The 24,728-nt window shown below is 66.6% G+C and carries 23 protein-coding genes; 12 read left to right on the top strand and 11 right to left on the bottom strand.

Going from position 1 to position 24,728, the window contains the following annotated elements:
* Nucleotides 1-64 precede the first annotated feature (64 nt).
* The 5 genes from LNV28_RS06055 to LNV28_RS06035 all read left to right on the top strand — a co-directional run bounded on the left by LNV28_RS06055 (nt 65) and on the right by LNV28_RS06035 (nt 2,681).
* Complete coding sequence (locus LNV28_RS06055) at nt 65-703, top strand: LysE family translocator (RefSeq protein WP_263515954.1); 639 nt, start codon at nt 65-67, stop codon at nt 701-703.
* Nucleotides 704-713: 10 nt separating this feature from the next.
* Nucleotides 714-1,256, top strand: coding sequence for a DUF2939 domain-containing protein (locus LNV28_RS06050; RefSeq protein WP_263515955.1), 543 nt, complete (start codon nt 714-716; stop codon nt 1,254-1,256).
* A gap of 99 nt (nt 1,257-1,355) precedes the next feature.
* Nucleotides 1,356-1,946: a hypothetical protein gene (locus LNV28_RS06045; RefSeq protein WP_263515956.1), complete on the top strand. Its 591-nt coding sequence runs from the start codon at nt 1,356-1,358 to the stop codon at nt 1,944-1,946.
* 33 nt (nt 1,947-1,979) lie between these two features.
* Nucleotides 1,980-2,201, top strand: coding sequence for a hypothetical protein (locus LNV28_RS06040; protein WP_263515957.1), 222 nt, complete (start codon nt 1,980-1,982; stop codon nt 2,199-2,201).
* A 228-nt stretch (nt 2,202-2,429) separates the two neighbouring features.
* Nucleotides 2,430-2,681: a hypothetical protein gene (locus LNV28_RS06035; RefSeq protein WP_263515958.1), complete on the top strand. Its 252-nt coding sequence runs from the start codon at nt 2,430-2,432 to the stop codon at nt 2,679-2,681.
* A 12-nt stretch (nt 2,682-2,693) separates the two neighbouring features.
* Here LNV28_RS06035 and gshA read toward each other — a convergent pair whose 3' ends face one another.
* Nucleotides 2,694-4,244, bottom strand: a complete 1,551-nt coding sequence (gshA, locus tag LNV28_RS06030) for a glutamate--cysteine ligase (RefSeq protein ID WP_263515959.1) — start codon at nt 4,242-4,244, stop codon at nt 2,694-2,696.
* Between the two features lie 187 nt (nt 4,245-4,431).
* Between gshA and LNV28_RS06025 the strand changes: the two genes are divergently transcribed.
* From LNV28_RS06025 to LNV28_RS06015, 3 genes are all read left to right on the top strand, one after another.
* Entirely contained in the window at nt 4,432-5,922 is a 1,491-nt protein-coding gene (locus LNV28_RS06025) for a GGDEF domain-containing protein (protein ID WP_263515960.1), read from the top strand.
* 83 nt (nt 5,923-6,005) lie between these two features.
* Nucleotides 6,006-6,563 carry an adenine phosphoribosyltransferase gene (locus LNV28_RS06020; RefSeq protein ID WP_263515961.1) on the top strand — a complete coding sequence of 186 codons (558 nt, stop codon included), beginning with the start codon at nt 6,006-6,008 and terminating at the stop codon, nt 6,561-6,563.
* Between the two features lie 29 nt (nt 6,564-6,592).
* On the top strand, nt 6,593-6,826 hold the full coding sequence (locus LNV28_RS06015) for a DUF2805 domain-containing protein (RefSeq protein WP_263515962.1): 234 nt from the start codon (nt 6,593-6,595) through the stop codon (nt 6,824-6,826).
* A gap of 10 nt (nt 6,827-6,836) precedes the next feature.
* Here the strand turns inward: LNV28_RS06015 and kdgR are convergent, their stop codons facing one another.
* The 9 genes from kdgR to kduI form a co-directional block, all read right to left on the bottom strand.
* A complete protein-coding gene (kdgR, locus tag LNV28_RS06010; RefSeq protein WP_263515963.1) occupies nt 6,837-7,664 on the bottom strand; it encodes a DNA-binding transcriptional regulator KdgR in 828 nt (275 codons plus the stop codon).
* Between the two features lie 65 nt (nt 7,665-7,729).
* On the bottom strand, nt 7,730-8,956 hold the full coding sequence (locus tag LNV28_RS06005; protein WP_263517119.1) for a pectinesterase family protein: 1,227 nt from the start codon (nt 8,954-8,956) through the stop codon (nt 7,730-7,732).
* Nucleotides 8,957-8,967: 11 nt separating this feature from the next.
* Entirely contained in the window at nt 8,968-10,134 is a 1,167-nt protein-coding gene (locus tag LNV28_RS06000) for an oligogalacturonate lyase family protein (RefSeq protein ID WP_263515964.1), read from the bottom strand.
* 25 nt (nt 10,135-10,159) lie between these two features.
* Complete coding sequence (locus LNV28_RS05995) at nt 10,160-11,488, bottom strand: ABC transporter substrate-binding protein (protein WP_263515965.1); 1,329 nt, start codon at nt 11,486-11,488, stop codon at nt 10,160-10,162.
* The gene (locus LNV28_RS05990; RefSeq protein ID WP_263515966.1) at nt 11,485-12,618 is read right to left on the bottom strand and encodes an ABC transporter ATP-binding protein; all 1,134 of its coding nucleotides are present in this window, start codon (nt 12,616-12,618) and stop codon (nt 11,485-11,487) included. The genes LNV28_RS05995 and LNV28_RS05990 overlap by 4 nt, the downstream gene beginning before the upstream one ends.
* Before the next feature lie 238 nt (nt 12,619-12,856).
* On the bottom strand, nt 12,857-13,720 hold the full coding sequence (locus LNV28_RS05985; protein ID WP_263515967.1) for a carbohydrate ABC transporter permease: 864 nt from the start codon (nt 13,718-13,720) through the stop codon (nt 12,857-12,859).
* Nucleotides 13,717-14,604, bottom strand: a complete 888-nt coding sequence (locus LNV28_RS05980; RefSeq protein ID WP_263515968.1) for a carbohydrate ABC transporter permease — start codon at nt 14,602-14,604, stop codon at nt 13,717-13,719. The genes LNV28_RS05985 and LNV28_RS05980 overlap by 4 nt, the downstream gene beginning before the upstream one ends.
* A gap of 81 nt (nt 14,605-14,685) precedes the next feature.
* Nucleotides 14,686-15,447 carry a 2-dehydro-3-deoxy-D-gluconate 5-dehydrogenase KduD gene (gene kduD / locus LNV28_RS05975; protein WP_102768746.1) on the bottom strand — a complete coding sequence of 254 codons (762 nt, stop codon included), beginning with the start codon at nt 15,445-15,447 and terminating at the stop codon, nt 14,686-14,688.
* Nucleotides 15,448-15,502: 55 nt separating this feature from the next.
* On the bottom strand, nt 15,503-16,339 hold the full coding sequence (kduI, locus tag LNV28_RS05970) for a 5-dehydro-4-deoxy-D-glucuronate isomerase (protein ID WP_263515969.1): 837 nt from the start codon (nt 16,337-16,339) through the stop codon (nt 15,503-15,505).
* Nucleotides 16,340-16,597: 258 nt separating this feature from the next.
* Between kduI and LNV28_RS05965 the strand changes: the two genes are divergently transcribed.
* The 4 genes from LNV28_RS05965 to pelA all read left to right on the top strand — a co-directional run bounded on the left by LNV28_RS05965 (nt 16,598) and on the right by pelA (nt 23,628).
* The gene (locus LNV28_RS05965; protein ID WP_263515970.1) at nt 16,598-16,933 is read left to right on the top strand and encodes a cupin domain-containing protein; all 336 of its coding nucleotides are present in this window, start codon (nt 16,598-16,600) and stop codon (nt 16,931-16,933) included.
* A 203-nt stretch (nt 16,934-17,136) separates the two neighbouring features.
* Complete coding sequence (locus tag LNV28_RS05960) at nt 17,137-20,133, top strand: TonB-dependent receptor (protein WP_263515971.1); 2,997 nt, start codon at nt 17,137-17,139, stop codon at nt 20,131-20,133.
* 2 nt (nt 20,134-20,135) lie between these two features.
* Nucleotides 20,136-22,163 (top strand): GDSL-type esterase/lipase family protein, encoded by a 2,028-nt coding sequence (locus tag LNV28_RS05955; protein ID WP_263515972.1) that lies wholly within the window; start codon nt 20,136-20,138, stop codon nt 22,161-22,163.
* Between the two features lie 388 nt (nt 22,164-22,551).
* Nucleotides 22,552-23,628 (top strand): pectate lyase, encoded by a 1,077-nt coding sequence (pelA, locus tag LNV28_RS05950; RefSeq protein ID WP_263515973.1) that lies wholly within the window; start codon nt 22,552-22,554, stop codon nt 23,626-23,628.
* A 29-nt stretch (nt 23,629-23,657) separates the two neighbouring features.
* Here pelA and LNV28_RS05945 read toward each other — a convergent pair whose 3' ends face one another.
* Nucleotides 23,658-24,722 carry an NAD-dependent epimerase/dehydratase family protein gene (locus tag LNV28_RS05945; RefSeq protein ID WP_263515974.1) on the bottom strand — a complete coding sequence of 355 codons (1,065 nt, stop codon included), beginning with the start codon at nt 24,720-24,722 and terminating at the stop codon, nt 23,658-23,660.
* Nucleotides 24,723-24,728: the final 6 nt, after the last annotated feature.

Raw genomic sequence — 24,728 nt, 5'->3', positions numbered from 1 at the left:
TGGGCAGCAGTTCCATTAAGCTGCGGCTTGCTGCTTCAGCCCACTCAGCGAGAAACTGTTCCCCATGTTCGGCACGCAAGACCTGACCCTTTTCATCATCTCCGGCCTGCTGCTCAATATCGCGCCGGGCCCGGACTCCCTGCTCATCATGGCGCGCAGCGCGAGCCAGGGTTGGCGTGCGGGCTCGGCGGCCGCGCTCGGCATCGGCACGGGGACTTTTGTTCATGTGCTGGCGGCGGCCCTGGGCCTGTCAGCCTTGATGGCGGCCTCGAGCTGGGCCTTCGGGCTGGTCAAGCTCTTGGGCGCCGCTTACCTGGTCTATATGGGCCTGGGCTTGCTGCTCAAGCGTGCCGCGCCCGAATCGAGCGACCAAGCGCTGGCGCTACCCACGCCTCGGCCCTTGCGCAGCATCTATCTCCAGGGCTTGCTGACCAATGTGCTGAACCCCAAGGTGGCGCTGTTCTTCCTGGCCTTTGTGCCCCAGTTCATCGCGCCTGATGCCGCCAGCAAACCGCTGGCCTTTGTCTTCCTGGGCCTGGTCTTCAATATCAACGGCATGCTCTGGTGCCATTTTCTGGCGTGGTCCACGGCGCAGGCCAGCCGGCGCATCTCGGCCAGCGAGCGCCTGGTGGCCTGGCTGAACCGGGCCATCGGCGCCTTGTTCCTGGGTTTTGGCCTCAAGCTGGCTCTGGTCGAGCGCTGAAACCATGGCCATGGCCCGCTTCAACACCAAACGACTTCTGTGGGCGGCGGCGCTGGTATTCGGCCTGCTGCTCTATGCCAGCCCCTATCTGGCCCTGTTGCAGATGCGCCAGGCGGCCAGCGTTCGCGACGGCGCAGCCCTGGCCGCCTGGGTTGACTTTCCCAGCCTGCGCGCCAGCGTCAAGCTCGGGGTGCAACAGCGTCTGGTCAACTCGCGCAGCCCCGGTTCGGCGGAGCCGCCCAGCCCGGCCCGCGCCATGGGCGCGGCCGTGGCCAGTGCCTTGTTGGGCCCCATGGTCGATGCCCTGATCACCCCGGCCAGCCTGGCCCGCTTGCTGCAGGGTGTGCCGCCCACGAGTGCGGCCCTGCCGCGCCCGCAAGGCAGCGAAGCGGCCGTGCCGCCGCCCCGGGTCGAGACGGCGATGGGCTATGAACACCCGCAGCGTTTTGTCTTCAGCATCCGTCAGGCGGGTGAGGATGAGGAGCCGGTCGAGCTGGTCCTGCATCGCCAGGGTTTGTTTGGCTGGCAGATCGCGGAGTTGCGCTTGCCCTGAACCGGGGTGGCGCTAATGCAGCGCGCGCCACCTCAGGAGTGGTGGATGGATGGATGAATGCATCAATCGACGGAGCAGAGACTTGATGGGAGAAGACCGATGAACGCATCCCCGCCGCACATCAGCTTGGGCCTTCCAGGAGTCGCAGCGCGACGCCAGTTCAGGCGCTCAACGCAAGCTGCTTGGGCGCTAGCCCTTGGCGTGCTGAGCTGGAGCACGGCCGCCTGGTCGTCCCTGCCTCCCCCAGCGCCGGTCGTGCATCTGTCCGCCTGTCTGTCCTTTGCGACCGATCAAGCGATGCTGGATGCCAAGGGGCATGCAGCACTGACCCGATTCCTCGATGTGTTCAAGGAGTTCGAGCTGGCTCCGCAGGAGGTCCTCATTCGCTTGGATCCTCGGCTGGCTGGTCCGACGCTTCTTGATCCAACTGGGAAGCAGCTGTCAGCCACTCTGACCTTGATGTCTCAGCGCGGGGCGCTGCTGGCGCAAAGCCTGGTGCAGGCGCGACCTGCGTTTGCGGGCCTCAGCCTTGATGTCGGCCTTGTTGCAATTCCCGACTACGCCGGGTCGCGCTGCCATGCCACCGTGGTCTTGCGTCTGCCTGGCTCATTGAGCGGGCAACTGTGCCCGGAGGCCAAGACGCCGCATTGCCGGGTGAGCTGTGACGCGACGGCCTGCGAGCGTCGCTGACGCCGAGGCCAGTCTGGTGCCAGCCTGGCCCGCTTGCTGCAGGGCGTGCCGCCCGCCAGTGCGGCCCTGCCGCGCCCGCAAGGTAGCGAAGCCTCCGTGCCGCCGCCCCGGGTCGAGACGGCGATGGGCTATGAACATCCGCAGCGATTTGTCTTCAGCATCCGCCAGGCGGGCGAGGATGAGGAGCCGGTCGAGCTGGTCCTGCATCGCCAGGGCTTGTTTGGCTGGCAGATCGCGGAGTTGCGCCTGCCCTAGGTCTCAAAATGAGCGGCATTGGCAGGGACACGGTGGCGTCATGCAGCAATGCTTCGGCCAGCACCCATAAGGGTGATGGCGGACTTTGAATTGGCCGACCCACAATCCCGACCCTCAGTTCCGCCAGACTCCGATCTGGCTTGCACTTCATTCATCAGTCGGCCCGCATGAGGACCCCTCTTGCGGCTGAAACGAGTCCGAGTCAATCGAATCCAAGACAGAGCATTCATGAATTTCGACCTCGCAAAGCTGAGCGCCCTTCTGGGCTTCTTTCTTGTTCTGATCTTGATCAGGGTTTACCTGCGCTGGGTGTTCACCGCTTTCCGGCCAGAGCCTAGCGAACTGGCTTGTACCTGGAAATTTCGGACGGTGGTGTTTGTCGCTCTGGCCTTTGCAGTGCCCCTATGGCCACTCACCTTTCCCTTGTTCCTTGGCCTTGGGCGATCGTCGTACCTGGCCGGAGCACCCAGCGGACGCTGAACCGGATCTGTCTCAGACTTCCATGCGCTCCGGCGCCAGATATTGCTGGCGGTAGGCCTCAAACGGCAAGGTGTCCGCTTGTTCGATGCGCGCCTGCTCCGCCAGCGACGCGGCGGCTTGCTCGGCAAAGCGCTGCGCCAGCTCGGCGCTGTAGGGCAAGTCCAGCAGCAGGGCGCGGGTGGCCTCGGACTGCTGGCGGACAAAGCCGACGTAGGAGTTGTCAAAGCGCTCGGCCATGGCTGCCAGCACGCGGGCAGACGGGGTGCTGTCGGGCTCGGCCAGGGTCTGGCGGGCGGCGTCCAAAGCGGCGCGGTAATCCTCGCCTCCATGGGCGGCATCGAGCGCGGCCGCCATGGGCGCGCAGGCTTCCAGCAGCTCCGAGCCCCAGTCCTGCAGCGTGCGGCTGCCGCCGTCCGGGGTTTGCAAGCGCAGGCCTGGCTCGCGGCCGCGTGCGGCCACCAGGTGCTGGTTTTGGCCCAGGGCGCGGATCTCTTCGGGCGTGTCCGGCGGGCTGTCGCTGAGCAGGCAGTGCAGGAGGAAGACGTCCAGGAAGCGCACGGTCTGGGCGGCGATGCCTACCGGAACAAAGGGGTCGAGGTCCATGCAGCGCACTTCCACATACTCGACGCCGCGCTCGCGCAGCGCATGCAGGGGGCGCTCGCCCGAGCGGATCACGCGCTTGGGCCGGATGGTGCCGTAGAACTCGTTTTCGATCTGCAGCAGGCTGGTGCTGAGCTGGTTGTAGTCGCCGCCGGGGTTCTGCACGCCGATGGCCTCATAGGCCGGATACGGCCGCGTCAGCGCTTCTTGCAATGAATCGGCATAGCTTTCCAGGCAGTTGTAGCTGACCGCCAGCGAAGCCTGGGCATCGCTCTGGTAGCCCAGGCGGCCCATGCGCAGCGAGGTGCCATGCGGCATATAGAGCGTGCCGCTGTTGAGCGACTGCAGCTCGTGCTGGCGACCCTGCACAAAGCTGGAGCACAGGGCCGGCGAGGCGCCAAAGAGATACAGCAGCAAAAAGGAATGGCGGCGGAAATTGCGGATCAGGGCGAAGTACTGCTCGCTGCTGACGCCGGGCAGGGACCAGTTGTAGTGGATGCCCGAGATCGTCTGCATGCGCCGGCCGTAGCGCTGGCCCAGACCCATGCGGTAGACGCTCTTGCTGCGGCCGACATTGGAATGGCCGTAGCGGCCCAGGGGGATGGTCTCGTCGGTGGGCAGGCCGCAGGGCATGGAGCCGACCCAGAGCCGCTCTTCCTCGCTGCTCTGGCCGCAGCAGCTCATTTCGTGCAGGGTCTGGTAGACAGCTTGGTGCACCTCGGTCAATTCGAGCAGGCAGCTGTCCACGCCGGCGTGCACGCCGGTGATCAGCTCGACCTGGGATTCGCTGAAGTCGGTGGTGATGTGGGGGTGGGTCAGGGCCGAGCCCAGGGCCGCCGGGTGGGGCGTGAGTGCCAACTGACCGCCCGGGCGCGCGCGCAGGCTTTCTTTTTCGATGCCCCGGCGTATGCCCAGCAAGTCGGCTCGAGTCAAATGCTCCAGGCGCTTGTTTGCTTCGCTCATCTTGTATGTCCCCAATCACCCTCTGTGCAGTCGCGCACGGTAACAGAGCGCCGTGAATTCTGCCCGCGCCAGGCTCAAGCCGAACTTGTGTTAAAGCCGTGAGTTGGCCCGCCCACATCGGGTTTTCCCGCTCCCCCACAGGAAGGGCTGCCGCTGCGCTGGGCTCTGCGCTACGCTGCGCCCTCGCATGAAAGCACACAACGCCGACGCCGCCATCCGCTGGCTGCCCTTGACCGTCATCCTCGCCCTGGCTTTGCAGGTCGCGGTGCTCTGGCTCGACCGGCTCAATGATGCCGAAGTGTCCTGGCTGCCCGGCCTGGCCGCGGCCAGCCTGGTGGTCAATCTCTTGCTGGCGGCCCTGGCCACCTTGGCCTTGCGGCGCGCGCGTGAGCGCATCCGGGCTGCCAACCGCAGCCTGGAGGAGGCCATCGATGCCTTGCCGGCCAGCGTCGAGATCTTTGACCAGGACGATCGTCTGGTCGCCTACAACAAGCAGCTGGCTGCCAACTACCCGCATATGGTGCAGGCCTTCCAGAGCGGCGCCAGTTTCGAGGAACTGGTGCGCCGCTCGGTGCGCGATGGCGCGATTCCGGCCGCCGTGGGCCGCGAGGAAGCCTGGCTGGCCGAGCGCTTTGCCGACCGCGCGCGCGGCCAGGAAGCGCTGCTGCAGCGCCTCAGTGACGGCCGCTGGCTGCGCATCTTCGAGCGCCGCACGCCCTCGGGCGGCACGGTCGGTGTGCGTCTCGATGTCAGCGACCTGATTCTGGAGCAACAGCGCCTGGCCGCCAGCCAGGCCCACCTCAAGGCCTTTGTGCAGGCGGCGCCGAACGGCGTGCTGACCCTGGACACCGAAGGCCATGTGCTGGAGCTCAACCCGGCCGCCGAGCGCTTGTTCGGTTTCCGTGCCGCCGAGCTGCGCGGCAGCCATATCGATCTGCTCTTCGGCATCTGCATGGGCGATAGCCCGGCCGAGCTGCTGGGCGAGTCACGTGAGCTGAGCACGCGCCGCCGCGACGGGCAAGAACTGACCCTGCAGCTCAATATGGCCGAGGTGCGCACCGACACCACCCACCGTTTTGTCTGCATCATCACCGACCTGACCGAGCGCAAGCGCCAGGAAGTCGCGCTGCAGCTGGCCAATGCGCAGCTGGCGCGTCAGTCCACCACCGACGGCCTGACCGGTGTCGGCAACCGCCGCCATTTCGACCATCTGCTGCAGCAGGAATGGCTGAACAGCGCCAACGAAGGCCGCAGCCTGGCCTGCTTGATGGTCGACATCGACCACTTCAAGCAATACAACGACCATTACGGCCATATCGCCGGCGACGAGACCTTGCGCCGGGTGGCGGAGCTTTTGCACACCTGCGTGGGCCGCGGCGGCGGCACGGTCTGCCGTTTTGGCGGCGAGGAGTTTGTGCTGCTGCTGCCCGACACCGATGTGGCCGAAGCCCAGACCCTTGCTCAGCGCTGCCTGGACAGCCTGCGCCTGGCCGCCATCGAGCACGCCGCCTCGCCCCTGCGGCGCAGCCTCAGCCTGAGCATTGGCGTGTCGGCCTGTGTGGCCGAGGCCCATGCCAGCCCCTTGCGCCTGGTCGAGCAGGCCGATGCCGCGCTCTACGCCGCCAAGCAGAATGGCCGTGCCCGTCTGGTCTGCGCGCCTTTGGACCGGGCTGCTTGAACGGGGCGGCCTGAGCCCCAAGCCTGCTGCTCACCCGCCCGTTCGCTACCATTGGGCTCTCCCGCCCTCTGGATCATCTGGCCATGCCCACCTCTGTCGACGCTTCGGTCTGCGCCTACCTGCGCAGCCACATTCGCACCGTGCCCGATTGGCCCAGCGCCGGCGTGCAGTTCCGCGACATCACGCCCCTGCTGTCCAACCCGCGTGTGTTCCGGGTGCTGATCGACCAGTTCGTGCACCGCTATTTCGACCGCAAGCCTGATGCCATCGCCGGGCTCGATGCGCGCGGTTTCATCATCGGCTCGGTGCTGGCCTATGAGCTGAACATCGGCTTCATCCCCATCCGCAAGAAAGGCAAGCTGCCCTTCACCACGGTGGAAGAAACCTATGAGCTGGAATACGGCAGCGCCACGGTCGAGATGCACACCGACGCGGTGCGCCCGGGTGAGCGTGTGGTGCTGATCGACGACCTGATCGCCACTGGCGGCACCATGGGCGCCGGCGCCAAACTGCTGCAGCGCCTGGGCGCCGAAGTGGTCGAGTGCGGCGCCATCGTCGACCTGCCCGAGCTGGGCGGTTCGGCCCAGTTGCGGGCGGCGGGGCTGCCCTTGTTTACGCTCGTCGATTTCGCTGGCCACTAAAAAGCTCCGGAGCGAGGGACAATCGCACCATGGCCAAACCCATCCCCCGTCTCAGCGCTGAAGAAATCAAGCGTGTCATCGCCACCGCCTGGACCGACCAACCGCCCTACAGCAAGGTGCTGATGGAGCATGGGCTCGGCCAGGGCGAGCTGGTGCAGCTGATGAAGCGCGAGCTGACCTCGACCGCCTACAAGATGTGGGCCGCCCAAGGCAAGAGCGCCAAGGCGCCGACGCGCAAGGCCCAGTGGCCTTACGGCAAGTAAACCAGCAGTCTCAGCCTCGACCGGCTGGTGCCGGCGGGTCCAGCGGGAACTTGGTGCAGCCCAGCCGGGTCGAGATGTCGCGGCTGGCGGCTGTCAGCATGGCGATGATCTCCGGCGCCTTCTCCTCGTCGTAGCGGAAGGTCGGGAAGGAAATGCTCATGCCCGCGATCGGCTGATTCAGCCGGTCGAAGATGGGGATGCCCAGGCAGCGGATGTGGTCGTCGAACTCTTCGCGGTCTTCGCCGTAACCCTGGGCGCGCACCCGCTCCAACTCGGCCAGATAGGGGCCGCGCTCGACGATGGTCTTGTCGCGGAAGCGCTTGAACTCGGCGCCGTCCAGGATGCGATCGCGCCGCTCCGGGTGTTCCCAGGCCATCAGCACCTTGCCGATGGCGGTGCAGTGCAAGGGCGCGCGGCGGCCGACCTTGGAGTACATGCCCAGGGTGTGGCGCGAGTCGATCTTGTGCACATAGATGATCTCGCTGTCGATCAAGGTGCCCAGGTGAACCGTCTCGCCGGTCTTGTCGGCCAGCATCTGCATGTGGTGCTTGGCCAGGTCCACCAGGTCAGGGTACTGCAACGCCTTGGCGCCCAGCTCGAAGGCTTTCATGCTCAGGCCGTAGCGTTCGCTGTCGGCCTGCTGACGCACATAGCCCAGGGTCATCATGGTCTGCAGAAAACGGTAGACCGTGGCCTTGGGCATGGCCAGGCGCACCGACAGCTCGGAGATGCCGGTCTCGCTGCGCTCGGACAGGGCTTGCAGGATGGCAAACACCTTGAGCACCGCGGCCACCGATTCGGGCTGCTTGCCGCCGCTGTCGACTGAATCGTCATCCATTGTTTTGTTTTCCCCGGGCTGGTGTTTCATTTGAAGTGGATTGTCCACGGCTTGGCGTTTGCGCTCTACCGGGCTAGCCCGGCCCCGGTGTGAAGCCGTGTCTCGTTCTGCACGGCTGGCAAATCCTGGTTGCGGTGTTCGAACAGGCGGTTGGCGGCCTGGCCCTCGGTCTGGTGCGGCCGGCGTGCGGTGGAGGGGCCCCAGACGCCCTCGTGCCGGGCGTGGATGTGGGCGCCGATGCGGCTCTCGCTCACCACGGCCAGGCCATTCGGTGCCGCCGGGCCGGCGCGCCACTCGCCCTTGGCCACGCCCTGGTCCCAGGCGCGGCCGAGCCAGACGCTGCCCGGCGCCAAGCCGGCTTCGGCCAGGAAGCGGCTGTCTTGCACGATGAAGCCGATCGTCTCGTTCGCCGCCGTGCTCGGCGCCAGCACGATGCCGCCCTCGCCCGGCGTGCGCCGCCCGGCGCGGCTGAGCACGGTGCAGCGCTCGAGCAGCAGGCGGGCATCGCCGAAGATGAAATCGACATCGCCGGCGATCAGGCTGTCATGGACCCAGACGCGGCTCGGGCCCGTGCTTTCAGCCTCACCCTCACGGCGGCGGCTGGCATAGAAGGTGTCCTGATGGCCCCAGAGCTGAACCCGGTCCAGCTCGATGCGGTCACCGCGCGTCATCAAGGCCACGGCCTGGGCGCCGCCGCCCTCGCCCACCTCGGGTGGGTAGCCTTGGCCGGCGCGCACGCCGTCCATGGCGCTGTTGACGATGCTGAGATGGCGCAGCGTCACCTCGTCGCTGAACACGGCCACGCTGGCGCTGCCGGCCGTGCCGTGGCGGGGCGCGCTGCTGGCCGGAAAGCAGGGTGAGGCGCTGCCGGCTTCGCGCGGCTGGGCGGCAAAGCGGCCGGCCACCAGGCGCACCGCGCCGGGTTCTCCGCCAGCGCCGTAGATCGTCAGCGGCGGCTTGTCGAGGATGCAGACGTTCTCGACGTAGCGGCCCGGCGCCAGGCGGATGAAGTAGCGCGCCGGCGCACCGGCCACCGGCGCGGCGCTGCGCGAGGGCAGGGCATCAATGGCCGCTTGCAGGCTGCGGTGGCTGCCGCTGCCGTCGGCCGTCACGCTGAAATGGGCGGGCAGCTCGGCGAGGGGCCGCGCCGCTGCGGGCTGCCAATCCGCGAGGAGGGCGGCGCGGGTCTGCAGCTTGGCTTGGCCTTCGCTCAGCTGTGGACGCAGCTTTGGGTTGGCATGCCCGCTGCCGGCCAGCAAAGCAAGGGCCAGTGCAATTGCACAGCGATCCACACGCAAGACTTTCACTCCAGATCGGCCAGGTAGAGCGCCGGCTCGCCCTCGGCGTCCGAGCTGAACAGCACTTGGCGCTGGTCGGGCGTGAACGAGGGGTGCGGGTGGGTGACCTGGCGGTTGCCCTTGTGCACGCGCCAGGAGCTGTTGTGCCGGGCGATGGGCCGGGTGCTTCCGGCGCGCAGGTCGAAAAGATGGAGGAAGGGGTCGTTCTGGATCTCGTGGCCGCGCGTGTTGGCCACATCGGTGGGCGTGCCGCTGCCGTCGCCCACCAGCAGGCTGCCGTCGCCATTGCTCATCAGGTGCGAGCAGGGTGGCATGGCGCTGAGGCGCTGGCTCTCCAGCGTCACCGGGTCGAGCGAGCAGATCCAGCGGTCCGTCTGGCCTTCGAGGTAGGAGACAAACATCATGGACGAGCCATCGGGCACCCAGAACTCATGCGTGATGCTCTCGCCCGGCTCATGCTCGCGGCCGCAGCGCAGGCCGCTGCCGTCCTCGTTGATGAACCAGATGCGGGCGTCGATCAGGTCGTGCGGGCCCTCGTGGCAGAAGGCCACCGTGTGGTCGTCGAAGGGGCGGTACTGCGGGTGGCCGAGCCAGCCCTTCTTCTCCAGGATCACCTGGCGCTCGCCGGTGGCCAGGTCGATGCGGAACAGGCGGCAGCGCGGCTGCGCGTGGTACATCTGGTGGAACTTCTGCCAGTCTGACAGCGGGAACCAATCGTCGGCATGGATCTCGATGCCCACCATCTGCGTGCAGGCGCTGTTGGACACCCAGGTGCCGTAGCCCACCCAGCCCTGGGGCACGGTGTAGACCACCTCTTCGCTGAGGTCGCCCAGGTCCAGGCGGATCAGCTGGCGCTCGGCGCGCACGAAGTAGAGGTGGCGGTCATCGGGGCTGAGGAAGCCGCCGAAGGTGTTTTCACCCGCGCCATCGCTGAGCTGGGTGGCGACCTGGCTTTGCAGGTCCAGCAGGTGGTAGTTCCAGTCCGTGCCCGGGCCGAACTCCGCGCCGAAGATCAGGCGCTGGCCGTCATTGGTGAAGCACTTTTGGTAGAAGTAGTTGCGGTGGCAGGTGATGTCGGTCGGTGTCAGGCGGGTGACGCGGCCGCCCGCGCTGGCGCTCAGGCGCAGCTGGGGGCAGTCGGTGAAGTGGAGCTGGCGTTCGGTGCGTTTCATCGGGTCGTTCCAGGCAGGGGCGGGGTCACTTGATGCGCTGCAGCAGGGCATTGCCCTCGGTGATCAGGCGGCGCGCGGCGTCTTCGTCGCCGGTCTTGCCGTAGGCGATGGTCTCGAACACCTCGCGCATAAATTTGTGCAGGCGGGCATGTTCGAACAAGGGCGCGGGCAGGGCGATCTGGCCGGCCGCGCGCTGCTGGCGGATCTGCTCATGCGCTTGCAGCTCCAGCGGCGGCAGCTTCTTGGCGGCCAGCAGCACCTCGACCTGGGCCTTGGCCACGGGCACGCCGCGGGTGCGGCCGAGGATCAGCGCCGCCTCGCGGCTGGTCAGCAGATAGCTGAGCAGCTCGGCGGCCAGCGCGGCGTTCTTGCTGTTGCGGCCCACGGCCAGCATCACGGTGGGGCGGCCGAACATGCCGCTGTTCTTGGCACCAGGCAGGGTCGGGTAGTCGCCCAGCACCAGTCGCTGCTTCTTGTCCAGGGTGGCGGCGCGCAGGCCGATCACCGAATCCCAGGTGTAGTTGCCGGCCCAGTTGCCGACCACCCAGTCCTGCTGCTGCTCGGTGGCCTTGTCGGCGCCGCCCAGGCTGGCGCGCAGCTTCAGCGGCGTGGCGACATGGCCGTCCACCAGGCGGCGGTAGGTGCGCACCCAGTCCAGCGCGGCGGCGAAATCCATGGCCACGCGCGGTGAGGCTGGGTCAACGTAAGCCGAGCCATGCTTTTGCTGCACATAGCTTTGCGACAGCAGCATCATGTCGTAGAGCTCGCCATCCAGCGGGTAGGCCTGCGGGCCCAGGCGGGCGCGCATCAGGGCGCCGGCCGCAAAGAGCTCGTCCCAGGTTTTGGGCAAGGCCATATTGGCGCGATCAAACGCCGCCTGGTTCCAGAGCAGCACGCGGGCGCTGTAGCTGACCGGCAGCGCGTTCAGGTGGCCGGCCACCATGCCGGTCTGCACGTCTTCGGCTTCGAACTGGTCCAGGGCCAGGTGCTGGCGCTGTTGCAGCAGGTCGGCAAAGCCATTGCCGCGCTTGGAGAACATGGCCAGCCAGGCCCAGTTGATCTGCATGAGATCGGGCTCGGAGCCACCGGCGATCTGGGTCGTCAGGCGCTCCAGATAGCCGTTGAACCCCATGTACTCGCACTTGATCTTGACGCCTGGGTGCGCGGCCTCGAACGCGGCCACGGCCTTGAGCGTGGCCTCATGCCGGCTGGCGCCGCCCCACCAGGCGAAGCGCAGCACGGTTGGCGCCTGGGCTTCCGGCGCGCTCGGCGAGCAGCCGGGCAGCAAGCTGCTCGCGGCCCCGGCCATGCCGGCGGCCAGCACCGTTCGCCGTTGCAGCAGGGCGGGCTTCACAGCAGCAGGTTCGCGCCGGTGTCGGCGTCGAACAGGTGGGCGCAGGCCATCTGCAGATGAAAGAGGTGGCTGTCGCCGCGTTGCTTGTCGGCCAGGCCGTTGAGCTGGTCGGCCGGCACGCGCGCGGTCAGCGGCTGATCACCGATGGACAGATGCACAAAGACTTCGCTGCCCATATGCTCCATGAAGCGCAGCGTGGCCGGCACGGACAGGCTGTCGCCCTGCGGCCGGGCCTGGGCGCTGATGTGTTCGGGCCGCAGGCCGAACTTGATGGCGGCGCCACGGCCGTGAAGCTTGGCGGCTTTGGCGGGAGGCAGTGGCAGGCGCTGGCCGCCGAGCAGAACGGTCAGGCCTTCTGCGCCGGACACTTGCTGCAGCTGGGCCTCGAGGATGTTCATCTCGGGTGAGCCGATGAAGCTGGCCACAAAGGCATTGGCCGGGCGGTCGTAGAGCGCCGTGGGTGTGTCCACCTGCTGGATCACGCCGTCCTTGAGCACGCAGATGCGCTGGCCCATGGTCATGGCCTCGACCTGGTCATGGGTCACATAGATGACGGTGGCCGGCTGGCCCGATTCGCGCAGGGTGCGGTGCAGCTCGGTCAGGCGCACGCGCATGGAGGCGCGCAGTTTCGCGTCGAGGTTGGAGAGCGGCTCGTCGAAGAGAAAGACCTCGGGCTTCTTGACGATGGCGCGGCCCACGGCCACGCGCTGGGCCTGGCCGCCGGAGAGCTGCTTGGGGTAGCGGTCCAGCAGATGCTCCATCTCCAGCAGCTGGGCGGCCTGGCGCACGCGCTGGTCGACCTCGGCCTTCGGCGTGCCGGCCAGCTTGAGGCCGAAGGCCAGGTTGTCGTACACCTTCATATGCGGGTAGAGCGCATAGTTCTGGAACACCATGGCGATGCCGCGCTGCTTGGGCGCCAGATCGTTGACGCGCCGGCCGCCGATTTGCAGCTCGCCGCCCGAGATGGTTTCCAGGCCGGCGATCATGCGCAGCAGCGTGGACTTGGCGCAGCCCGAGGGCCCGACAAAGACCATGAACTCGCCGTCCTGCACTTCCAGGTCCACACCGTGCACGGCCTTGAAGCCATTGGGGTAGACCTTCTCGATTTTCTTCAGGCTCAGGTGGGCCACGTGTGTGTCTCCGGTGTTTTTTGTTTTGCGAGTTCGGCGAGGATCAGGCCGACTGCGCGCTTTGTTCCGCTCATGCCGCGGCCTGTTGGCCACGGCGCTCTCCAGGCACAAACAGTCCACCGGACTGTTTGAGTCCAGGATCGCTCCCCCGTCGCGGGCCTGCGGCCCGCGCCTCCTCCTTGACTTCGCTTCAGCAGGCACCTGCCCGTCCGGTCTTGCGGCGCAGCTGCCATTTCGCTCATCCCTTCACCCCACTCGAAGTCGCCCCTTCGATGAAGTGCTTCTGCGCCAGGAAGAAGACCGTCACCGAGGGCACCAGGGCCAGCACGGAGATGGCGATGACGCTGGCCCACTCGACCTCTTCGGTGGCGCCGATGCTCATCTTCAGTGCCAGCGAGACCGGGTATTTTTCGACCGTGGAGAGGTAGATCAGTGGGCCCATGAAGTCGTTCATGGTCCAGATGAACTGGAAGACGATGACCGAGATGATGGCCGGCTTGAGCAGGGGCACGATGATGTGCCAGAGCAGCTGGAGGGCGTTGCAGCCGTCGATCTGCGCGGCCTCTTCCATGTCGCGCGGGATGCCGCGCAGGAACTGCACCAACATGAAGACGAAGAAGGTGTCGGTGGCGAAGGCCGAGGGCACGATCAGAGGCAGGTAGGAATCCAGCCAGCCCACCTCCTTGAACACCAGGTACTGCGGCAGGCGCAGGATGATGAGGGGCAGCATCATGGTGCCCACCATCACCGAGAACAGCAGCTTCTTGCCCCAGAACTCGAAGCGGGCAAAGGCGTAGGCGACCAGCACGCAGGAAATCACCGTCACGAGGATGCGCGGGATGGTGATCAGAAAGCTGTTCAGAAAGTAGGTGGCGAAGGTGTACTCGGTGCTGGTCTTCCAGCCCTTGGCGTAGGCGCCGAAATCGAAGCGGGCCGGCCAGAAGCCAATCTCGGTGTAGATTTCGGTGTTGCTCTTGAACGAAGCGCCGACCAGCCAGAGCAGCGGGTAGAGCATGACGATGGCCACGGCGCCCAGCGCCAGATAGCGCAGCCAGGGCCGGCCGCGCTCGCGCACCAGGATCAGTTCGGAGCCGCCGCTCATCGCTTGCTCTCCTTCTCGCCGGCGTAGAACACCCAATAGCGCGAGCTCCAGAAGGATAGGCCGCTCAAGGCCGCCACCAGGGCGAACAACACCCAGCTCAGCGCCGCGCCGTAGCCCAGGTTGAAGAAGCGGAAGCTCTGGTCGTAGATGTAGAGCGCCAGCACATAGGTGGAGCTCAGCGGCCCGCCCTCGGTGATCATGTAGGGGCCGTTGAACTCCTGGAAGGCGTGCACCATCTGCATGATCATGTTGAAGAAGATCACCGGCGTGATCAGGGGCACGGTGATGCGGAAGAACTGCTGGCGCTTGCTGGCGCCGTCGCATTCGGCCGCCTCGTAGAGCGCGATCGGCACGTTCTGCAGCGCCGCCAGAAAGATCACCATGGCCGAGCCGAACTGCCAGGTGAAGAGCAGCACGATGGTCCACATCGAGAAGTGCTCGTCGGCCAGCCAAGAGATCGGCTCGATGCCGAACTTGCCCAGGGCGATATTGACCAGGCCATGCTGGGAAAAGATGAAGCGCCAGAGCACAGCCACCGCGATCGAGCCGCCCAGGATGGACGGCAGGTAGAACGCTGAGCGGAAGAAGTTGATGCCGCGCATGCGGAAGTTCAGCACATGGGCGATGAAGAGCGCGAAGCCCACGCGCAGCGGCACGGCCAGCATAGCGAACAGCAGGGTCACACCCAGCGATTTGCGGAACAGCGGGTCCTGCGTGGCCAGCTCGCGGTAGTTTTCCAGGCCGACGAACTCGGGCGGGTTGATGATGTCGTACTGCGTGAAGCTGAGCGCCAGGCTCATCACGAAGGGAAACAGCTTGAACAGCAGCACGCCCAGCACAAATGGCAGGACGAACAGAAAGCCCAGCTTCTTGTTCTCATACATACACCGTGTCTCCGGCGGTCTCGTCGTCTGTCGCGACGGTTGGGGAGCAGGGCGCAGTCGCGCCCTGCGGGTGGGTCCAGCTCAGCGGGCGAGCCAGCCGCCGTCGACTGCGACGGTATAACCGTTTACATAGTCGGAGGCTTTGGACGCGAGAAACACCACCGGCCCGGCCAGATCCTCGGGCAGGCCCCAGCGGCCGGCGGGGATGCGCTCCAGGATGGCGGCGCTGCGGCCTTCGTCGGCGCGCAGCGGCGCGGTGTTGTTGGTGGCCATGTAGCCGGGCGCGATGGCGTTGACATTGATGCCGTGGTTGGCCCATTCATTGGCCATGGCCCGGGTGATGCCCATGACCGCGCTCTTGGAGGCGGTGTAGGAGGGCACGCGCACGCCGCCCTGGTAGGACAGCATGGAGGCGACATTGATGATCTTGCCGCCGCTGCCCTGGGCGATGAAACAGCGCGCCACGGCTTGCGAGAAGAAGAACACCGACTTGAGGTTGAGGTCGATGACATCGTCCCAGTCGGCTTCGCTGAACTTGATGGCGTCTTCGCGGCGGATGATGCCGGCGTTGTTGACCAGGATGTCGACGCGGCCGGTCAGGCTCTTGGCTTGGTTGAGCAGGCCGTCGATGCAGCCGATGTCGCTGAGGTTGGCGCGCAGATCGAGGAAGCGGCGGCCGGTGGCTTCGACCTGGGCGCGCGTGTCGGCCGGGTCGGTGACGTTGACGCCGACGATGTCGGCGCCGGCCTCGGCCAGCGCCACGGCCATGCCCTGGCCCAGGCCAGTGTTGCAGCCGGAGACGATGGCCACGCGGCCCTGCAGTTGAAATTGATCGAGGATCATGAGGTGCTTTCGTGAGGGGTGGACCTGTGGGTCGGTCGATGTCGCGTGGGTCCGCTCAGCGCAGCGCAGTCATGGGCACATGGTCCATGTCCTTGAAGACCTGGTTCTCGCCCACCATGCCCCAGATGAAGGTGTAGGCCTGAGTGCCGACGCCGGAGTGGATGCTCCAGCTCGGGCTGATCACTGCCTGCTCGTTGCGCACCACCAGGTGCCGGGTCTGGCTGGGCTCGCCCATCATGTGGAAGACGGCGGCGTTCTCGTTCATGTCGAAGTAGAAGTACACCTCCATGCGCCGGTCGTGCGTGTGGCAGGGCATGGTGTTCCACAGGCTGCCGGGCTCCAGCTGGGTCATGCCCATCAGCAGCTGGCAGGTGGGCAGCACATCGGGCACCAGGAATTTGTAGATGGTGCGGCGGTTGCTGGTCTCGGGCGAGCCCAGGGTCTCGGGCGAGGCTTCAGCCAGCGTCACCTTGCGGTGCGGGTAGGCGGTGTGGGCCGGCGCGCAATTGAAGTAGAGCTTGGCCGGTTGCGCCGGGTCCACGCTGCTGAAGGCCAGCTCGCGGGCGCCCTGGCCCACGTACAAGGCCTCGCGCGGGCCGATTTCAAAGACCTGCTCGTCGACGCTGACGCGGGCGGCGCCGCCGATATTGATCAGGCCCAGCTCGCGGCGTTGCAGGAAGAAATCGGTGCCGGTGTGCTTGCCCAGCTCGGGCGCGAAGCGCACGGTCTGGCCGACCGGCATGATGCCGCCGACGATGATGCGGTCGATCTGGCTGTAGGTCAGCGTCGCTTGGTCGGGCTGGAACAGGTCCTCGACCAGGAAGTGGCGGCGCAGGCCCTCGGTGTCCAGGGTTCGTGCGTGTTCGCTGTGGATGGGTTGGCGGATGTCCATGGCTGGGGTCCTAGCGGTCGGGCGGGGGGCCGGCGAAGCCGCACGCGTCAGGCGGCGGTCGGGGTGCGGGGTGGTGGGCAAGCCCAGGCAGAAGGCCTGTGGCACGGCGAATGGGTGCAAGCCTAACGCAGCTCAGGACTTTCCCGGAATTATGGTTTCTATTTAGTGAACCGCTGTTTCATTTATTTGGCGGAACGCTATAGTCTGAACCATCGATGCGTGAAACGGCCGTTTGCGCCGCAGCAGGAGACATCCCCGATGAGCACACCGTACTTCGACAACGCCAGCAGCGCCTGGACCGAGCTGGGCGAGGGCATCCGCCGCAAGATCGTGGGCCACACGCCGGAGCTGATGTCGGTGCTGGTGCAGTTCGACCAGGGCGCCATCGGCAGCGTCCATGCCCATGATGCGCATGACCAGATCGCCTTTGTGGTCAGCGGCTCTTTCGAAGCCGATGTGGCCGGCATCAAGAAGATTCTGCGCGTCGGTGATGCCTTCACCGCGCCGCGCCTGACCCCGCACGGTGTGGTGGCCCTGGAGGCCGGCAGCACCTTGCTCGACCAGTTTTCCCCGCCTCGGCAGGACTACCTCTAAACAGGCCAGCCCCCTGCCACCGGAGGCGGCCGCACTGCAGCGGCCGCCCCGGCTCTCCCGATGTAGCGGTGCCCTGCGTGCGCCCTCCAAGCCAGAACCGAACCGGCCAAGCCGCACAGACGGCGCCGGGTCGTGCGAACCCGCATCAGAGCGTCAGCCGGCCCCGACCGAGCGACGCCGCCCCAAACCATTGGAGACAAGCCATGACCTCGCGCCCCGCTTCGCCGCAGACGCCCCAATTCACCTGCCGCCGCAGCCTGCTTTCGCTCGCCTCGCTGGCTGCCCTGAGCACCCTGGCCGCCGGCGCCCAGGCGCAGAGCGCGCCGCCAGCGGCCACACAAGCAGCCCCGGCTGCGCCGTCCAAGGCCAGCCTGGACGCCGTCACCGTCACCGGCCTGCGCGCTTCGCTGGAAAGTGCACTGCGCGCCAAGCGTGATGACAACAGCATCGTCGATGTCATCAAGGCCGAGGACATGGGCAAGTTCCCCGACACCAACCTGGCCGAATCGCTGCAGCGCGTGCCCGGCGTGGTGATCGACCGCGACGCCGGCGAGGGCCGCAACATCACGGTGCGCGGCCTGGGCCAGGATTTCACCCGCGTGCGCATCAATGGCATCGAGGGTCTGGCCACCACCGGCGGCACCGACAGCTCGGGCGGCGCCAACCGCTCGCGCGGTTTTGACTTCAATGTCTTCGCCTCCGAGCTGTTCAATTCGCTGACCGTGCGCAAGAGCAGCTCCGCCGATGTGGACGAAGGCTCGCTCGGTGCCACGGTGGACCTGCAAACCACCCGGCCTTTCGACCTGAAGGGCTTCACCGGCATGGTCTCGCTCAAGGGTGGCTACAACGACCTGTCCGGCAAGACCACGCCGCGCGCCGCCTTCCTGCTGTCCAACACCTTTGCCGACAACAAGCTGGGCGTGCTGATCTCGGGCGCCTACTCGCAGCGCAAGGTGCTGGAAGAAGGCTTCAGCACCGTGCGCTGGGACAACGGCCCCTCCTCCGGCGGCTGGTGCGCCCCACAGGGCGTGACGCCCGCCAACCCGACGAACTCGACCGCCACCACCTGCGGCCCGGCCGCTCAGGGCGTGCTGCGCCTGCCCAACACCGCCGCCAATATCGCGACCTACAACGAGGCCAGCAAGGCCGAGAACTTCCACCCCCGCCTGCCCCGTTACGGCCGCTTGACCCATGACCAGGACCGCTTGGGTGTGACCGCCGCCGTGCAGTTCAAGCCGGCCGACGGCACCTTGCTGACCCTGGACCTGCTCTACTCCAAGCTCGACGCCACCCGCCAGGAAGACTTCCTGGAAGTGATCTCCTTCAGCCGCAACGCCGGCCAGGGCGGCAAGCCGCAGACCAGCGTGGTCTCGGCCAGCTATGCGCCCAACGGCGCGCTGATCAAGGGCGTGTTCAACGGCGTGGATGTGCGCGCCGAGTCGCGTTTCGACGAGCTCTCCACCACCTTCACCCAGCCCACCCTGACCCTGGAGCAGGACTTTGGCGAGCATGTGCGCATGACCGCCCGCGCCGGCCGCGCCACCAGCAAGTTCCGCAATCCGGTGCAGACCACCACGACGCTGGACGCGCTCAATGTCAACGGCTACAGCATCGACTTCAGCGCCGACGACCGCGCGCCGGCCATCAGCTACCCCTTCGACCCCACCCAGGCCGGCGGCGCCCTGACCCTGGTCGGTGTGCCCGTCGCCACCAGCGGCACCCAGGCCGGCACCATCGCCAACACCACCAGCAGCGAGATCCGCATCCGCCCGCAAGGTGCCAGCAACACCAACGACGTCTTCCACCTGGACCTGGCCTGGGACGTGATGCCCAACAAGCTCATGCTCAAGGGCGGGGTGGACTACAAGAAGTACAGCTTCGACTCCTACGAGTTCCGCCGCGTCAACCAGAACGACACCATCTTCCCGGTGCCGGCCGGCAGCACGGTGGCCAGCCTGACGACCAGCCTGACCGGCTTCGGCAAGGGCCAGAACCTGCCCGCGGGCACGGCCACCAGCTGGGTCATCCCCAATCTGGCCGCCATCGCCCAGGCTTACGACATCTATTGCAACTGCATCAAGAGCGGCCCAGCCGGCGGCCCCGGTGACTTCACGCTTTCGTCCATCACCAACGGCAATGCGCGCGGCAACAACCGCAGCGTCACCGAGAAAGACGAGGCGGCCTTCTTCCAGCTGGACTTCAACACCCGCCTCGGTGACATCCCGGTGCGCGGCAATGTCGGCACCCGCTACGTCAAGACCCGACTCGCGGCCACCGGCTACCAGGCCACCAGCGGCGGCACCGCCGTGACCGTGGACCATGTCTACGACGACCTGCTGCCCGCCGCCAATCTGGCCGCGACGCTGAGCAAGGACGTGATCGTGCGCTTCGCCGCGGCCAAGGTCATGGCCCGGCCGCAGCTGGGCAATCTGAGCCCGGGCGGTACCGTGTCTACCACCGGCACCTTGTCGGTCACCAGCGGTAACCCCCTGCTCAAGCCCTTCCGTGCCACCACCTTCGATTCCAGCATCGAGTGGTACTTCGCCAAGAACGCCTTCCTGGGCCTGGGCCTGTTCCAGAAGAACATCAGCACCTACATCCAGAGCATCCGCAACAACGTTCCGTTCAAGCAGACCGGCCTGCCCATGAGCCTGCTGCCGAGCAACTTCACCGGCGACGAGGTCTTCCAGGTCACCGCCCCCATCAACACCGACGGCGGCAAGCTGCAGGGCTTCGAACTCAACTACCAGCAGCCTTTCACCTTCCTGCCCGGCTGGGGCAAGAACTTCGGCGCCCTGCTGAACTACACCTATGTGAAGAGCAAGATCGAGTACGTGGTCTCGCCCACCAGCACGGCCACCATCACCGACGACTTGATCAACCTCTCGCCCAAGTCCTGGAACGCCACGCTGTACTACGACGACGGCGCCTTCAGCGCCCGCATCTCGGGCTCGCAGCGCTCCGGCTTCGTCACCCGGGTGCCGGGCCAGAACAACAACGATGTCGAGGGCAAGAACAAGACCTTCAACGTCGATGTGTCCCTGAGCTACAAGTTCAATGACAAGCTGGAAGTGACCCTGGAAGGCGTCAACCTGACCAACCAGGCCAACGACCAGTTCATCAGCCGGGCGCGCGACAGCGTGGTGGTCAACAACGTCACCGGCCGCGAGTTCATGTTCGGGGCGCGCTACAGGTTCTGAGCATGCTTCGTCATGTCATCGGAACCCTGTGCCTGATGGCGTCCGTCGCTCATGCAGCAGCACCCACCGTGCTGCTCGTGGGCGACAGCACCATGGCGCCGCAAACCGGTTACGGTGATGCCTTGTGCCAGCGTCTTGAGCCGGCTTTGCTTTGCCTGAATCTGGGGCGCGGCGGGCGCAGCACGCTCAGCTATCGGGCCGAAGGGCTGTGGGCGCGTGCGCTGGCGCGGGTCAGCGCTCGGCCAGCCGGCACGCCCGCCCATGTGCTGATCCAGTTTGGCCACAACGACCAAGCAGGCAAGCCGGGTCGCTCCACCGATCTGGCCCGCGAGTACCCGGCCAACCTGGCCCGATTCATCCAGGACTTGCGTGCCGTCCAGGCGCAGCCGGTCCTGGTGACGCCGCTGACGCGCCGCCAGTTCAAGGCCGGCGTGCTGCAGGATGATCTGCAGCCCTGGGCAGATGCGATGCGCACCGTGGCCCGAGAGCAGCAAGTACCCTTGGTGGACCTGCACAATCTCAGCATGGCCGCCGTACGAGAGCTGGGCAGCCCGGCGGCGGATGCGCTGGCGCAGGCGGCCCCGGGGCAACTTGCTTTTGACCACACGCATCTGGGCCCTCGCGGCGCCTGCCTGTTCGCCGAACTGGTGTCGCGCGAGTTGGCCAAACAGGCCCCTGCCCTGGATCTCCCGCGCAGCGCGCAGCCAGACTGCGCAGAGCTTTCTGCCCCTTCGGCTGAGTCCACGCCCGCCGCAGCGCCCGCTCCCTTGAACAGGGCCAGTTATCAGCATGCGGGCTGGGCCGTCGGGACCTTGGGCGGACGGGGCGGACGCATCATCAAGGTCACCACGCTGAATCAAAGTGGACCCGGATCGCTGCGAGCGGCCCTGGAGTCCGAAGGACCGCGCATCGTGGTGTTCGAAGTCGGCGGCGTCATCGACCTGCAAGGGAACGCGCTCGAGATCCGCCATCCCTTCGTGACACTGGCCGGCCAGACGGCGCCCGAGCCAGGCATCACCCTCATCAAGGGCGAGCTGAACATCCGCAGCCATGACGTGATGATTCAGCACCTCAGCGTGCGACCCGGTGCCTACGGTCGTGCGAAACGCAGTGGCGCTGACCACGACGGCATTTCCACCCATGCCGGCGCGCACCAGGTGATCGTCGACCACTGCAGCTTTTCCTGGGCCACGGACGAAAACCTGTCGGTCGGCGGGCCACGCTTCGAAGGCGCTGACCCGGTCGCCTGGCGCCGCGCCACCTCGCACGAGATCACCTACAGCAACAACCTGATCTATGAAGGCCTGGCCGAGAGCGTGCACCCCAAGGGCGAGCATTCCAAGGGCAGCTTGGTGCACGACAACGCCACGGGCGTTCTGCTGCTCGGCAATATCTACGCCAGCAATCGTGAGCGCAACGCCTTGTTCAAGGGCGGCGTGTATGCCGCGATGGTCAACAACCTGATCTACAACCCGGGCGCCAAGGCCGTGCACTACAACCTTGTTGCGCACGAATGGTTGAACCGACCCTATCAGACAGGCAAGCTGGCTTTGGTGGGCAATGCCTTGCGCTACGGGCCAGACACGCCGCCCGGCACACCACTGTTCAGCCTGGGTGGGCACGGGGACATTGAGCTGCACCTGGCGGACAACATCGCGATGGACATGAATGGCAGCAGCGCGGCGCAGACCGGGCGCTACACCTCGGGCTCAGCCCGCATGCTGCCCGCCGGCGGTGCCGAGCGCCCGGCCTATCTGCCGCCACGGCTGAGCGCCTTGCCGGCCTCGCAGTTGGAGGACCACATCTTGCTGACGGCAGGCGCCCGCCCTTGGAACCGCGACCCCATCGACTTCAAGCTGCTGTCGGATGTGGCCGAGGGGCGGGGCCGCATCATCGACAGCGAAACCGAGTCGAGTGGCTACCCCCGCTACCCCGCGAGCATGCGTGCCTTCGACCCGGCGGCCTGGCAGTTGCAGGACATGAGCCCCAAGGCCGGCTGGGACTCCCTGTTTTCCAAGAGCAAGCCATGAGCAAAGGCGTGGATGTCCGCGGTGTGAGCTCAGTTCATGGCGCAGGTATTGAAACTTGAAGAGGAGACCGATCGTGTTCCCACTACGTCCTGCGCCAGCATCGCGCTTGTGTCGCGCGAAGCGCCGCCTTCGGCAAGGCGTTTTCGTGCTTGCCTTGGCAACACTTTGTGCCGAGGCAGGTGCTGCAGTCATTGGCAGCAACCCACCGGCTCCGCCCTTGAACCAGGAGCGCGTGGCTGGCTTGGCGGAGCCTGCTCGGCAAGCCTGGGTCGACTATTTGGCCGCCTCGGCCCGACAGCGCCAGACGGACCGCGCAGTCCTGGCTGCTGAACGAAGTGCGGGGCACGCCATACCCGCTCCGCCGGGCTCGGGCAAAAGCGAAGCCAGCATGCCGCTGGATCGCCCGTCCGCCTGGTATGCCAGCGCCGAGGCATTGTGGGTCGCAGACAATATCGTGAGCTTTCAGACGCCCGCCGGCGGCTGGGGCAAGAATCAGCCGCGCGACCAGCCGCCGCGTCAGCCAGGCCAAGCCTTTGTGGCCAGCAATGCGTCGGCTTTTGCGCAGGCGGGTGATTTTGACGCGCAGCATGAGCATGAATGGAGTTATGTCGGCACCATCGACAACGACGCGACTCTGACGGAAATCCGTTTCTTGGCGCGGGTGCAGGCAGCTTTGCCCGCAACGGCGTCTGCGGCTTATCGAGCTGCGTCCATCAAAGGCCTGCAGTACCTGTTGAGCGCCCAGTTTCCGAATGGCGGCTGGCCGCAGGTCTGGCCTCTGCAGGGCGGCTATCACGATGCCATCACCCTCAACGATGACGCGATGGTGGGCGTCGCCAGCCTGCTCGGGGATGTCGCCGCCGCACTCAGCCCTTTCGACTTCGTGCCACCGGACTTGCGAAGCCGGGCTGCGGTGGCGCAGCAGCGCGCCAGCCGCCTGCTGGTCGAGCTGCAGGTGCGCGTGGATGGGCGCCGTCTGTTGTGGGCGCAGCAGCACGACGGACTCAGTTTGCTGCCCGTCTCGGCGCGCAACTATGAGCCGCCCGCGCTGAGCAGCTCCGAAAGCGCCAGCGTCCTGATCTACCTGATGCGCCTGCCCTATCCCGATGCCGACACCGTTGCGGCTGTGGAGGCGGCGGTCCAGACCTTGCGAGAGTTGGAAATCTTCGATCAGGTCTGGGATCGACCTGCCGGCACGACGGTGCGCGGTCTTCGTCGGCATCCCGGCGCTCGCCATCTTTGGGCTCGCTACTACGATGCCCGGACCTTGAAACCGGTCTTCGGAGACCGCGACAAGTCTCTGCACGACGATGTGGCTGGAATCAGCCCCGAGCGTCGCAATGGCTACGCCTGGTTCGTGACCTCGCCTCGGGGTGCACTCCAGGCCTATGAGAGTTGGGCTCATCGTCTGTCCGAGCGGCCTGCTAGCGCATCTCGGTCGGATGCAGCGAAGCCCTCCCAGTGAGTCGCAAGGGAAATTCGAATCAGCTCGCCCTATGCCCTTGGTCCAGCCGCCGCCGATTGAGACGCCACAGACGCGGCAAGGGCTAGGCAGCCCAGGCCGCGCAGACTCTGCGCCACTGCGTCGTCGAGTGGCGTGTGCGGCTCCTCGCCGAGCACGGCGCGCAGCCGGGCGTTGTCCATGCGCAGGGGCTGGCGCCAGAGGTAGCGCATCTCCTGCATCTCGCGCAGCGTGGCCTTGAACGGCGCGAGCAGACGCATCAGCCACCAGGGAAAGGCGCGCAGCCGCGGCTGCGGCAGGCCGTGCTGTGCCATCACGCGCTGGATGGCCTCGCCCATCTGACGCCCGTCGGCATCCCAGTGGCCGGCCATGTGAAAGCTTGCAAAAGCCGGCAGCTCAGCGCGCCGCTGCACCAGGGCCACCATGGTGCGCGCCACATCGGGCAGAAAGGCCCACTGGTGGCCCACGCCCGGCGTGGCCGGCAGCAGCACGCGCGAGGGCGGCCGGCCCGGCTGGATCAAGCCTTGCGAAAACCAGTTGTTGCCCGGCTGCGGGCCGAAGAAATCGCCAGCGCGCACGATCAGCACCTGGCAGGGGCGCTCGGCAGCCTCGCTCGCAGCTGCTTGCAGGCGCCGCTCCATTTCTACTCGGATGGCACCTTTGCGGCTTGGCGGCTGCTGCGGCGTGCCCTCGCGCAGCGGCATGGGCGCATCCGGCGCGTAGTTGTAGACCGTGCCCGGCAGCAGCAGGCAGGCGCCCTGCTCGCGCGCCGCAGCGATGCTGTGCTCCAGCATGGGCAGCACCAGCTCGGCCCAGCGAAGGTAGCCGGGCGGGTTGACGGCATGCACGATCAGCTGGCAGCCCTGGGCGGCCTGGCGCACGGCTGCGCCGTCCAGCGCATCGCCGCGCTGCCAGGCGATGCCGCTGCGGGCCTGGGCCGCGCTGGGCGGCTCGCGCTTGAGGCCGCGCACCCGCCAGCCGGCGGCCAGCAACTGGCGAGCGACTTCGCCGCCGATGCCGCCGCTGGCGCCCAGGACCAGGGCCGTGCCGGTGTTTGTGAAGGGAGTGACGGAGGTGGGTGGGTGTGCGCTGTTCATGGCCGC

Origin of the sequence: Paucibacter sp. DJ2R-2 (genome assembly GCF_025717675.1) — a bacterium.
Taxonomy (GTDB): domain Bacteria; phylum Pseudomonadota; class Gammaproteobacteria; order Burkholderiales; family Burkholderiaceae_C; genus Paucibacter_A.
Note: the sequence above shows the minus strand (reverse complement) of the source record. Positions and strands in the feature narration are given on the sequence as shown.